At 39.4% G+C, this 13,211-nt stretch carries 10 protein-coding genes; 7 read left to right on the forward strand and 3 right to left on the reverse strand.

Going from position 1 to position 13,211, the window contains the following annotated elements; translation table 11 throughout:
• Window positions 1-1,011: a FecCD family ABC transporter permease gene (locus tag MKX49_RS02445; protein ID WP_048689871.1), complete on the forward strand. Its 1,011-nt coding sequence runs from the start codon at window positions 1-3 to the stop codon at window positions 1,009-1,011.
• A complete protein-coding gene (locus MKX49_RS02450) occupies window positions 1,008-2,015 on the forward strand; it encodes a FecCD family ABC transporter permease (protein ID WP_048689868.1) in 1,008 nt (335 codons plus the stop codon). Before MKX49_RS02445 ends, MKX49_RS02450 begins: the two co-directional genes overlap by 4 nt.
• Window positions 2,016-2,097: 82 nt before the next feature.
• Here MKX49_RS02450 and MKX49_RS02455 read toward each other — a convergent pair whose 3' ends face one another.
• Together MKX49_RS02455 and MKX49_RS02460 are read right to left on the reverse strand one after the other, a co-directional pair.
• Window positions 2,098-3,045, reverse strand: a complete 948-nt coding sequence (locus MKX49_RS02455) for a response regulator (protein WP_251541106.1) — start codon at window positions 3,043-3,045, stop codon at window positions 2,098-2,100.
• Window positions 3,046-3,049: 4 nt separating this feature from the next.
• The gene (locus MKX49_RS02460; RefSeq protein ID WP_318291168.1) at window positions 3,050-4,312 is read right to left on the reverse strand and encodes a sensor histidine kinase; all 1,263 of its coding nucleotides are present in this window, start codon (window positions 4,310-4,312) and stop codon (window positions 3,050-3,052) included.
• Window positions 4,313-4,735: 423 nt separating this feature from the next.
• Here MKX49_RS02460 and MKX49_RS02465 point away from each other — a divergent pair, with 423 nt between their 5' ends.
• The 3 genes from MKX49_RS02465 to MKX49_RS02475 all read left to right on the forward strand — a co-directional run bounded on the left by MKX49_RS02465 (window position 4,736) and on the right by MKX49_RS02475 (window position 9,955).
• Window positions 4,736-5,725, forward strand: coding sequence for a glutaminase (locus MKX49_RS02465; RefSeq protein ID WP_226990560.1), 990 nt, complete (start codon window positions 4,736-4,738; stop codon window positions 5,723-5,725).
• A gap of 207 nt (window positions 5,726-5,932) precedes the next feature.
• Window positions 5,933-7,567 carry an APC family permease gene (locus MKX49_RS02470; protein WP_340874680.1) on the forward strand — a complete coding sequence of 545 codons (1,635 nt, stop codon included), beginning with the start codon at window positions 5,933-5,935 and terminating at the stop codon, window positions 7,565-7,567.
• A gap of 492 nt (window positions 7,568-8,059) precedes the next feature.
• Window positions 8,060-9,955, forward strand: a complete 1,896-nt coding sequence (locus tag MKX49_RS02475) for a PrkA family serine protein kinase (RefSeq protein WP_034315159.1) — start codon at window positions 8,060-8,062, stop codon at window positions 9,953-9,955.
• Window positions 9,956-10,161: 206 nt separating this feature from the next.
• Here the strand turns inward: MKX49_RS02475 and MKX49_RS02480 are convergent, their stop codons facing one another.
• Window positions 10,162-10,371, reverse strand: a complete 210-nt coding sequence (locus MKX49_RS02480) for a metal ABC transporter ATPase (protein WP_034315156.1) — start codon at window positions 10,369-10,371, stop codon at window positions 10,162-10,164.
• 118 nt (window positions 10,372-10,489) lie between these two features.
• On the opposite strand from MKX49_RS02480, the gene MKX49_RS02485 reads away from it, so the two are divergent.
• Entirely contained in the window at window positions 10,490-10,663 is a 174-nt protein-coding gene (locus tag MKX49_RS02485; RefSeq protein WP_340874682.1) for a hypothetical protein, read from the forward strand.
• Window positions 10,664-11,130: 467 nt separating this feature from the next.
• Window positions 11,131-12,300 (forward strand): sporulation protein YhbH, encoded by a 1,170-nt coding sequence (gene yhbH, locus MKX49_RS02490; RefSeq protein WP_323599560.1) that lies wholly within the window; start codon window positions 11,131-11,133, stop codon window positions 12,298-12,300.
• The last annotated feature ends 911 nt before the right edge of the window (window positions 12,301-13,211 follow it).

Consider the following 13,211-nt stretch of genomic DNA (forward strand, 5'->3'; position numbering starts at 1 on the left):
ATGACTAATGAAAATCAACGTTTCATCCCATTTATAAGTAAACTGATCATAGCGATCGTCGCCTTTATAGGCATGTTCATTATTTCAATGGCTTTTGGTGCGGCTGATGTTACCGTTAAAGACGTTTGGCAAGCACTGACATCAAATGCTGTCGGTGAAAAGATTTCAATCATTCGGGAAATCCGCTTCCCTCGTGAAGTGGGGGCAATCTTTGTGGGTGCAGCGCTTGCCGTTTCTGGGGCCATCATGCAGGGAATGACCAGGAATCCACTTGCCGATCCCGGGTTGCTTGGATTGACGGCAGGAGCCAATGCAGGTCTCGCCATCACTTTGGCATTCATTCCAAATGCTAATAATTTAGGGATCATGATTGCGTGTTTTATAGGTGCCGCTGTCGGGGCAACCATGGTTTTCGGAATCGGTGCGATGAAAAAGGGAGGATTTTCACCTTTGCGGATCGTACTGGCTGGTGCTGCAGTCTCTGCATTCCTATTTGCCGTTTCCCAAGGGGTCGGCATATATTTCAAGGTATCAAAAGATGTATCGATGTGGACAGCTGGAGGGAATATCGGAACTTCATGGGAGCAGCTTCGTGTAATCGTTCCGTTCATTCTAATAGGCATCCTGATTTCCCTTATCTTTTCCAGACAGCTCACCATACTTAGCTTAAGTGAGGAAGTGGCCGTAGGCTTAGGGCAAAAGACAACACAGATAAAGGCGGTTCTCTTCGTGGTCATCATTCTCCTGGCAGGGGCTGCCGTTGCGCTTGTCGGAAATATGGTGTTCATCGGGTTAATGGTCCCACATATCGTTCGGGCTATCGTGGGTACGGATTATCGATTCATCCTCCCTATGTCTGCAATTTTGGGAGCCACTTTCATGCTGCTTGCCGATACGATCGGCCGTACGATCAATTCTCCATATGAAACACCTGTGGTAGCGGTTGTTGCGATGATAGGTTTACCTTTCTTCCTCCTAATCGTGCGTAAAGGAGGTAAAGCATTTTCATGATCCAGTCAGCTTTAGTCAAAAAACAGCGTTGGATAATAGGTGCATTGAGTGCACTCATCATCATTACGATCATTATAGGGACGTGTTCGGGATATTCCAATCTTTCTATAGGACGACTGTTTCCAACGCTCTTCGGGCAAGGGACGTTTAAAGAGGAATTCATATTATTTTCCGTCCGCTTACCGCGAATCATCATCACCCTTTTAGCAGGCATGGCCCTTGCACTGTCGGGAGCCATTCTACAAGGGATCACACGAAATGATTTAGCCGATCCCGGAATCATCGGGATCAACTCGGGAGCAGGTGTTGCCATTGCCGCTTTCTTTCTGTTTTTCCCGCTTGACGCTGGTTCGTTTGTTTATATGGTTCCGCTTGTCGGTTTTATCGGAGCGTTACTGACGGCCTGTTTAATATATATCCTCTCATACAAGAGGAAGAGTGGACTTGAACCCGTCCGGTTAGTGTTGATCGGCGTAGGTTTTTCAATGGCGCTTTCTGGCCTGATGATTGTCCTCATTTCGTCAGCGGAACGAGCGAAGGTCGATTTCATCGCAAAATGGTTGGCAGGAAATATATGGGGCACGGATTGGCCTTTCATTTGGGCAATCATTCCATGGTTAATCATCCTTATTCCATTCACTTTATATAAAGCAAATCGTTTGAATCTGCTTGGTTTAAGTGAACCGGTCGCAATTGGGGTCGGTGTATCGATTGAAAAGGAGCGGATCGTACTGCTGATCACGGCTGTAGCACTGGCAGCGGCTGCCGTTTCTGTTACAGGCGGAATTGCATTCATTGGACTTATGTCCCCGCATATAGCAAAATCCTTGGTAGGACCTCGAAATCAACTATTCATTCCGGTTGCCATTTTAATCGGTGGATGGCTATTGCTGCTTGCCGATACGATAGGCCGTAATATAATTGAACCCGAGGGGATCCCTGCAGGTATCATGGTTGCATTGATCGGTGCTCCTTATTTCATGTATTTATTGCTGAAAAAATAAGAACTGGCTAAAAAATCCCCTGAAATCTTCAGGGGATTTTATGTTTTTTGAGTGCTTCAGCAGTTTTTTGTATTAATAGGGATTATCTATATCTTATGATTTCATCAGGATTCAATCGTTTCGCTTCGAAATAAAATACTTGAATAAACTTTTTTGTATTTACCCGGGTAGGTGTAAGAACTACCGTTGAATCATTTTGCAGTTCTTTCATCTTTTGGCGAACGACTGTAAAATCGAAAAATTTGGAAGCGTAATTTTCAAACTTAGGATTTGAAAAATCCGTTAAACCGAGCGACGCGAAATGATTTAACGAATGGTTAATCGTTCTGCGAATTCGCTGTTCGGCAGCTTTTATTTCCCGATTGATATCTACCTGCAAAGCTGCTGTGCCGAGCTTTTTTTTGGTGATTTCTACAAAGATATCTTTAAGGGTGGGGAATTGCTTTCCAAAAGTAAAAGTCCGTTCATACATAAATAAATACTGAAGCATTTCCATTAAATCTTTTGCGCCATTTTCTCCAACGACCCCTAATTCCGATAAAAGGAATTCACCCACCTCCCTTATACTTTTTTCATTAAAACTATTGGAATTATCAACCTTTGGCTGTTCAAAGTTCAATACACCATTTAAAGAGGCTTGGATATTTGTGATTGATCTTTCTAAATGAATACGTTCCATAACTTTTCGGATAACTGTTAATATCTCAATCCGATTGATTGGTTTAGTAATATAATAATCGATTCCAAGTGAGTATGCCTCACCAATCAGCTCCTTTGATTCAACCTGCGAAATCATTATTATTTTCCCGTTAAATGTATTTTTTATATGACGAAGTGTCTCAATCCCATCCCGGATGGGCATTAATAAATCAATAAATAAAATATCAATTTGTTTTAAATTCAAAATATGCCCTTCTAATAGACTTCCATCCTCGGCTTCCTCCACCACTTCTCCTAAATCTTCGTTCTCTATAATTTGGCTTAAGTTTGAACGTATGGCACAATCATCATCTGTTATAAAAAAACGCATGGAATCATCCTTTCTGGACCAACTTATGAATGGGTAATCTTATGGAAAAAATGGCGCCGTCAAAACTATTCTCAAATAGGATGTCGCCTCCCAGTTCTTTTACGACCTCTTTTACATATGAGAGACCTATCCCTGTTGAGGGTGTCCCGAAATGATCATATTTTGAAGTGAATCCAGGTTTGAATATCACAGTCTGATATTTTTGAGGAATTCCAGGTCCGGTATCAGCAACTTTAAATTCTACATGGTCATGGACTTCACCCAAACTTAAACGGACGATTCCTTTTTCTTTAATTGCTTCCACTGCATTAGCGACTAAATTATTGAAAAGAGATAACACGGTATACACATGATAAGGTGAATCGTTTTTCCCCTCCAATGAGTATTCAAATTGAATATCCTTTCCTAGTGATAAGGCATATTTTTCATTAATTCGGATAATTAAATGAAAAAGTTCAGCTGCATTCATGTAATCTTTAAAACTCTCATTGGAAATCAATTTGGAGAGACCAGCAAAAATCCGTTGATTATCTTTCTTGACTTCATGCATTTCACCCGCAATGCGCAATGCTTTTTGACTATATGGCTCAGGATGAACATGAGGGTGCTTGTCCCGTTTTTCCAGAGCTTTTAAATCTCGATATAAATCATACGATTTCTTAGTAATATTCTCAGCATTCTTTAATGTTTTTTTTAAATGAATCGTTTCCTCATATAAGTTGGAAATGAGCATAAGCATATGTTCATTTTGTTTTGTGATTTGCCTTTCCCTTGATTGTGCTTCATATAATTTCATCATATTAAAAAAGCTTAAAACGATGAAACTGTGGGCGAATGCGATCATGATCATCTCGTTTAGTGAACCTAACGTAATGGTTGTTTCCAACACAATATATTGAAAAATCAATTCTACAGAGTCGGACAATATTTCGATAATGAGACCAATAAATCCAATCAGCAAAGATCGGTTTTGAAAGCGATTTATTTTCACCAAATAAAAAAGAAAGCAGTAGGTGAAATAAAAGAAAAAACTAGGATAATGAACTTGGAAAGCGGATGCCCAGGAAAAACTATCATGCATGAAAAAATCTATAAGAATACGAAATACCACAACCATTGTTCCTGTGAGGAAGCCCGAAAAAATGGCAGGTGTTTTCTGTAATAATAGTAAAAAGAAGAAAAGGACAGGCGGACCAAAACTTACCCGAAACGTTTCATTTAAAGGATAAAAACTCAATTCGCCTGCTAATGGCACTGTTAACAACATCAAAGCGAGGATGTTGACCTCTTTTTTCATTAACGTACTGAGATTCAAGTCGTCACCTCCCAAGTTGTTTAAAAAATCAGTATACAGTTTCATCGGCTTCAATACAACGCTTACTTTGTTCCTGAATAGAACGGCTTATAATCTATTATGGCAAAACCAATCTGTTTTTCTATCCACAAAAAATGGTAACGGGATACGTTTTTTTAGTGGATTTTTATTTTTTAGATTTTGTAGGTTTTCGTATGATTATGTAGTTCCCAATTTAAAATTAACGGAAGATATAAATTTTTGAAAGCGCTTAATAATTTTTAGAATATTCATTATTTTTTCATCGAATCTATTATATGTAAGCTTGATGGCATTCGGTAAAACGTTCATTTAGAAAATATAATGATACAACAACTGAAGAGGTGGAAGAATGTGATTGAAGAATTGTCAAAAGAGTATGACATTCACGTTAATAGTCAAAGAAAATCCGACTTAGATGAATGGGTAGCACATTACAGATCCTTTGCTATTGAAGGACAAACCGCTAATTATATACCGGCATTGAGAAATGCACATTTATCGCAATTGGGCATTACCATACTGGAGCCGGGTGGAACAATGATCAAGTCAGGGGATTGGGAAGTTCCTTTCACGCTGCAAAGTATTTCAAAAGTGCTTAGCTTTATTGCCGCATGTTTGGGTCGTGGCATTTCTTATGTGTTAGAGAGGGTCGATGTGGAACCGACAGGAGATGCTTTCAATTCAATTATTCGTTTAGAAATGCATAAGCCGGGAAAGCCGTTTAATCCCATGATAAATGCTGGGGCGATTACCGTAGCTTCGCTTCTCCCAGGGGATTCTTCACAAAAGAAATTGGAATTTCTCTATGGGCTATTTGAAAATTTGTTAGGGAAGCGCCCGACAATCAATGAGGAAGTGTATCAATCTGAGTGGCAAACCTCTCATAGAAATAGAGCTTTGGCTCACTATTTGAAAGAGACTAATTATTTGGAATCGGAAGTAGAGGAAGCTTTAGAGGTTTACCTCATGCAATGTTCCATAGAAGTGACCACAGAAGACATAGCCCTGCTTGGACTGATTCTTTCTCAAGATGGTTACCATCCCGTTCGTAAAGAACAAGTAATCCCTAAAAAAGTGGCTAAGCTGGCCAAAGCATTAATGCTTACTTGCGGTATGTACAATGCTTCGGGGAAATTTGCGGCTTTTATTGGGGTGCCGGCCAAAAGTGGAGTATCTGGCGGGATCATGGCGCTTGTTCCTCCAAGTGCCAGAAGCGGAATGCCTTTTCAAGATGGATGTGGCATTGGTATTTATGGACCAGCCATCGATGAATATGGGAATAGCGTAGCAGGTAGTTTGTTATTGAAACAAATGGCACAAGAATGGGATTTAAGCATTTTCTGAAATACAGAAAAATTTAGTTCCGGTGTAATTAATAGAAGCAATAAGAGGACATCCTTAAGATTTTCTCATCAAATTTACAAATTTTTACAAGGGGTGATGTAAATGCAGCAATTACTTTAAGATGTAATTGGACGCACTGGCACAAATCATTAATCCAGTTACTTTTAAACGTAAGGAATAATTTTTGGAAAGCATGGTGAAAAATATATGAATAATATGCAGCGAAAGATGGGAACATTTTCGTTAATGATGGTAGGACTCGGGTCAATTATTGGCTCAGGTTGGTTATTCGGAGCTTGGAGAGCGGCACAGATTGCAGGACCCGCTGCCATTATCTCTTGGATTATCGGGATGGTTGTTATTTTATTTATCGCACTATCTTACAGTGAATTAGGGTCTATGTTTCCTGAAGCAGGGGGAATGGTAAAATACACGCAGTACTCTCATGGATCGTTTTTAGGGTTTATTGCAGGCTGGGCAAACTGGATTGCAATCGTTTCCGTAATTCCAGTTGAAGCGATTGCTTCTGTTCAATATATGAGCTCATGGCCATGGGAATGGGCACAGTGGACACACGGTTTAGTAGAAAATGGGAGTCTTACTGGGGGAGGCTTGGCAATTGCCTCTGTATTGCTGATCGTCTACTTTTTATTAAATTACTGGACAGTCAGTTTGTTTTCGAAAGCTAATTCATTTATTACAGTCTTTAAGGTTATTATTCCTGGACTTACGATTGGCTCACTTTTATTTGCCGGGTTTCACGGATCCAATTTTACCTCTGCGGGAAGTATCGCTCCTAATGGTTGGGCAAGTGTACTTACTGCTGTAGCAACTTCGGGTATCATCTTTGCATTTAATGGTTTTCAAAGTCCAATTAATATGGCTGGTGAGGCAAAGAATCCGGGACGTTCGATCCCAATTGCAGTAATTGGATCCATTTTAATTGCAACGGTCATCTACGTTTTATTACAGGTTGCGTTTATTGGAGCCGTTGACCCGTCCATGATTGTGAATGGATGGCAACATTTGAATTTCAATTCACCGTTTGCTGACTTAGCAATTGTTTTAGGCATAAACTGGTTGGTTATTTTACTATACGTAGATGCTTTTATTTCTCCTTCGGGGACAGGAATAACATACACGGCGACAACGTCACGAATGCTTTATGGAATGGAAAAGAATAAATATTTGCCAAGCGTGTTTGGAAAACTGCATCCTCTTTATGGTATCCCGCGTCAAGCCATGTTTTTTAATCTAGGCGTATCTTTCTTATTTTTATTCATGTTTAGAGGCTGGGGCGTATTGGCAGAGGTTATTTCAGTTGCGACTTTAGTCTCCTATATTACAGGTCCAGTTACTGTTATGACATTAAGACGCACAGGTCAGAACTTGTACAGACCATTACGTTTAAAAGGATTAAGCATCATTGCACCACTGGGCTTTGTCTTTGCTTCTTTGGTTCTATATTGGGCAAGATGGCCGCTGACAGGTCAAGTATTATTTATCATTATGGCCGGTCTTCCCGTTTATTTCTATTATCAATCAAAAATAAAATGGAAGGGATTCCGTCAAAACTTTTCTGCAGGGCTTTGGATGGTTGTTTACTTACTCTGTATGATGACCATTTCATACTTAGGCAGTGAAAAGTTTGGTGGACTAAACATAATCCCATTTGGTTTGGACATGGTCATCATTACATGTTTATCTCTAATGTTTTATAGTTGGGCAATAAAGAGTGGTTTCCAAACGGAATATTTGGAACAAGGACAAAAAGTAAATGAAGACTTGAGATCGATGGAGAACAACGTTGCAGCTCAAACTGATGAAAAGGACGCTGTATAAATGATGAAGCCAATTCGATTGGCATGCTCAATAAGCCATTCGTGAATGACTTCGAAAGTGCTTCTATATTTATATATTTCAAAAAAGGGACGGCAAATTTAATTTGCTGTCCCTTTTTTTTTTGAATTTTAGAAAAGGCTGTTATTTTTTATTTCACACCTGGTTTATCGTCATACCCGGCAGTGAAGATAGCGGCTAAAAATGTTACAGCAACTCCAACGATAATAACTGTGCCCATGTTGTGACCTCCCTTTACCCATATTGTCCCACTTAAGTATAGGCTTAGTATACCCTAATTTTTAGCAGGAGTGCACACAAATTTTCTTGTCAGCATATTTGTCTTCAATTCTCAATGATTAAGCCCTTTTCGATACATGGAGAGTCAAAGGGGATTCGAAACAATGCCCGTCCACTTTTTAAAGTCTGACATGTTTGTCAGACTTGGAGCATAGATTTAAGTATTCTCTGAAAGTGACAGGGGGAGGTTCCTTAATGGATATTTTAAAGAAAATCGAAAAATTTAGAGAAGATGAACAGAAGCTGAAGTGGGAAGGCACCTTCGCAGAGTACTTAGAAATATTGAAAGAAACGCCTTTAGTTGCTCAATCTGCTCATTCACGTGTATACAACATGATCAGAGATGCAGGGATAGAAGAAGTAAATGGAACAAAGAAATACAATTTTTTCAGCGGTCAGTTATTTGGCCTTGAAGATTCACTGGAAAGGCTCATCGAGGAATATTTCCATCCGGCAGCAAAGCGGCTGGATGTCCGTAAGCGGATATTGCTTCTCATGGGTCCGGTGTCAGGTGGGAAGTCCACACTCGTTTCTTTACTGAAGCGTGGACTTGAAAATTATTCGTTGAAAGACTCTGGTGCGATTTATGCAATAAAAGGATGCCCGATGCATGAAGATCCACTGCATCTCATTCCGCAGTATTTACGGGATGATTTCTTTGAAGAATATGGCATCAGGATTGAAGGAAACCTTTCGCCGCTGAATGTAATGAGGTTAGAACAGGAGTATGGAAGCAGGATTGAAGATGTGATGGTCGAACGTATTTTCCTTTCGGAGGATAAGCGTGTTGGAATTGGAACATTCAGTCCTTCTGATCCTAAGTCACAGGATATTGCTGACTTGACGGGCAGCATCGATTTTTCGACCATTGCCGAATACGGTTCTGAATCAGATCCGCGTGCCTATCGCTTTGATGGCGAGCTGAACAAGGCGAACCGCGGGATGATGGAGTTCCAGGAAATGCTGAAATGTGATGAGAAATTCTTATGGCATTTGCTATCATTGACACAAGAGGGGAATTTTAAAGCTGGCCGTTTTGCATTGATCAGTGCAGATGAACTCATTGTGGCTCATACGAATGAAACGGAGTATAAAGCGTTCATTTCCAACAAGAAAAATGAAGCATTGCATTCCCGTATCATAGTCATGCCTATTCCATATAACTTGAAGGTTACCGAGGAAGAGAAGATTTATGAAAAAATGATTCGTGAAAGTGATGTCTCGGATGTTCATATTGCCCCGCATACATTAAGGGTGGCGGCAATCTTCAGCATCATGACCCGCCTGAAAGATCCCAAAAAGGGTGATATCGATTTAGTGAAAAAGATGAGGCTTTATGATGGGGAAAATGTTGAAGGATTTAATTCCGCAGACATCAATGAATTGAAAAAAGAATATCAGGACGAAGGCATGAGCGGAATCGACCCGCGTTACGTAATTAACCGGATTTCCTCCACGATCATTCGTAAGGAAAATCCGTCCATTAATGCATTGGATGTACTTATGTCATTAAAAGCAGGTCTTGACCAGCATCCGTCCATTACGAACGAACTTCGGGAGCGGTATTTGAATTTCATTTCACTGGCACGTAAAGAATACGATGCCATTGCAAAAAATGAAGTGCAAAAAGCTTTTGTATATTCATATGAAGAGTCGGCGAAAATCCTCATGGATAATTATCTGGATAATGTCGAAGCATACTGCAATAAATCAAGGCTGCGCGATCCATTGACTGGCGAAGAAATCAACCCAGATGAAAAATTGATGCGCTCGATAGAAGAGCAAATTGGAATTTCCGAGAATGCAAAAAAAGCATTCCGCGAAGAAATATTGATTCGAATTTCAGCATATGCCCGTAAAGGGAAGCGATTTGATTATAATTCCCATGATCGTTTACGGGAAGCGATCCAGAAAAAACTATTCGCAGATTTGAAGGATGTCGTTAAGATCACTACTTCAACGAAGACACCAGACGAAAGGCAACTGAAGAAAGTGAACGAGGTCATCACGAGACTTATAGACGAGCACGGATATAATTCGACTTCAGCCAATGATTTGCTGCGCTATGTGGGCAGCTTGTTAAATCGGTAATCCATACTTTTTTGCCCCTGCCCCCGATCGGGCAGGGGTTTATAACATTTACGGAAGGTTGGATGAATGAAAAGTGGATTAGAGGAAATCCAGAATTCCCATTGAAATCATGCATCTTTTGAAGGCGTTAAACGGTGTTTATAGATATTATAACTCAACAAAGCACCGGGCCTTTCTTAATGGAGGAAGCCCGGTGCTATTGATTTCTATTTAGTTACATTCAAGCCATACTGTTCAATAAGTGTAATAAGTTGATTCGGTGATAGTTTTTCTTCGCTATGGTCGATTTTAATTTCCCCATCATCAACATCGATGATCGCACGTTCCACACCTTCCGTTTTCAAAAGTATGGACTCCAGATTTAAAATAGGGCCTTCTGACGTTGCTTCCTTTACATAAAGGGTAGTTGTTTGCATAAATCTTGCACCTCCTTACATTTGATCATAATGTTTTATCTATACCCCATATTTCCATTAGATATGTTACGTTTCGGATATGGTAATATTGGGTATCAATAAGTAGAGGTGATGGCAAATGAGCAAAGAGGAACTGAAAAAAGAACATGTACCGGAAAATAGCTCCATGGCTAAGGATTATGAAGAGATGAAAGAACTTGGAAAGCAGATGGAAAATCAAAGGACGAATGAAGAATTGAAAGAGTGGGATAAACGCCCAGGTACAGTTCAACATGAAATAGAGGAAGATTGACGAATATGACAACCAGAATCATTCTATCTGTGTAAAAGGGGTGTCCAGAAAAAACTGCGGGCACCTTTTTTGTTGTGTTTCATTGTTTTTATAGATGTCCTTGGAAGCCTTTTGCAGCTCCATTATTTCTGGCTTAAAGTGATCTACAATCCAATGAATGAAAAAACGAACAGACCTGACAATCATCAGGTCTGTTCGTTTTGTTATATTTCTTTTTTAGAAATAACCTGACAGGACCTTTAACGCCCCTGTCAGGACTTGTCTAGTTCATGGGCAAACATCCATTATTAATTTTGTTGTAAATTATCCTGCGTCGCTGCATAAGATAGAGTAATACTTTTCTTTTCATCCGTTTTTTCGCACTGTATTTTTCAATGGAAAACCGGAATGATGTGGGCATTCCCACACTAACTTATTATATGAAGGAATGATGAAAAGCGTGCAAACAATTTTAAGGGGGGAAGAGAATGTCGGAAGAGAGTAATCAACAGTATGTAATCTCACAGGAAAATTGGACCCTCCATCGGAAAGGCTATGATGATCAACAACGTCATCAGGAAAAGGTGCAGGAAGCGATCAAGAATAATTTGCCTGATCTAATTTCAGAAGAAAGCATCGTAATGTCCAATGGCCGGGATGTCATCAAGATCCCCATTCGCTCCTTGGATGAATACAAAATTCGTTATAATTATGATAAGAACAAACATGTAGGGCAAGGCGATGGAGACAGTAAAGTGGGGGATGTAGTCGCAAGGGATGGCTCACCGTCCGATGCCGGAGCCGGTAAGGGCCAAGGTGCAGGTGACAAAGCCGGCGAGGATTATTATGAAGCCGAAGTGTCGATGATGGAATTGGAGGAAGCCCTGTTCAGTCAATTGGAACTCCCTAATCTTCAGAAGAAAGAACATGCGGAGCACACTCTTGAACATATTGAATTCAACGACATCCGAAAGACAGGCCTAATGGGAAATATCGATAAAAAGAAAACGATGATATCCGCATTCAAACGGAACGCCTTAAGGGGGGACCCAGGTTTTCATCCTATTTATAAGGAAGACTTTAAATTCAAAACCTGGAATGAGGTTCAAAAACCTGATTCCAAAGCAGTTGTACTGGCAATGATGGATACTTCCGGAAGTATGGGGTTATGGGAAAAATATATGGCTCGAAGCTTTTTCTTTTGGATGAACCGTTTCTTGCGGACAAAATATGAAACCGTGGAAATCGAGTTCATTGCCCATCATACAGAAGCGAAAGTAGTTCCGGAAGAGGATTTCTTTTCAAAAGGGGAAAGCGGCGGTACGATTTGTTCGTCCGTATACCGAAAAGCATTAGAACTTATTGATCATAAATATGACCCCGCGAAGTTTAATATCTATCCGTTTCACTTTTCCGATGGTGATAACCTAACATCCGATAACGTCCGATGCGTTAAGCTTGTCGAAGAACTCATGAAGGTTTCCAATATGTTCGGATATGGGGAAGTCAATCAATACAATCGCCATTCGACATTGATGACAGCTTATAAGAACATCGATAATGAAAAATTCAGGTACTATATCCTTAAGCAAAAGGCTGATGTTTTCCATGCAATGAAGAGCTTTTTTAAAGATGAGGAAAGTGAGAAGTATGCTTAAATAAATAAGTTAGCTTGTTCTGGATTGTAGGGAAAGCGTTATTCTCTCTACAATCTTTTTTTATTTATCGATCAATCTGATTTAAAAATATTCAGATCTAGTTGGTGACTAATCGAACGATTTGAACATATCTCCCTATGAGGCAGATGAATACATTTGTTCATAAATTCAATATATAAAGTTAGGATTTTCGTTCATGACACTCCGTTTCAATCCTAATTTACCAGTTTGATGATTTCTTACGGAAGGCGAAATATTAATAATGGTTTATATCATTTCATTTTTGGAACGATCTGATTTTGTATATGTTATAAAATAAAGTAGCAGTGAGGTCCCTTCTTTCCCCTAAACCCCATTGTAAAAGAAGACCCTATTCTCTGAGCGGCTCCAAAACATTGTGCCTTGGATAAACACTCAGGCTGCCTGTTCCCTATGTTCCTAGGGGGCAGGTTGTTTTAATTTCCCTGAATTAAGAATGATTTTTTTGATCTTTTAAGAAATAAAATATTTGCGATTTCCACTCTTTTTTTTTTTTTTTTTCTACACGATTTCATTCAAACTTAGTTCCTCTGAAGAAAAATCATCCGCTCACTCTGATTAGCACAAACATGTTCAAAATCTAATGAAAAAAAAACAGAGCAAAGTTCCATTTATTAAAAATGAACGGCATTTTTTTTCTGAACCAATGTTTTTACATTATGAAATACCGCCATTCACCTATTTGTATATAATGATGCGAGAATATAAATCTAGATAATATCAACATCATGATAAAGGAGAAAGATGATGTCGAAGCCATTTAACTTTTTTTACTATGGATGTCACAAATTTGGTCCATCCTTTTGAAATACAGGATCTATTTTATTCAAGCCTTCTTAGTCTTATTTTTGATGTATCTTTTATTAAATGAA

The organism is Peribacillus sp. FSL M8-0224 (assembly GCF_038003055.1).
Lineage (GTDB): Bacteria > Bacillota > Bacilli > Bacillales > DSM-1321 > Peribacillus > Peribacillus frigoritolerans.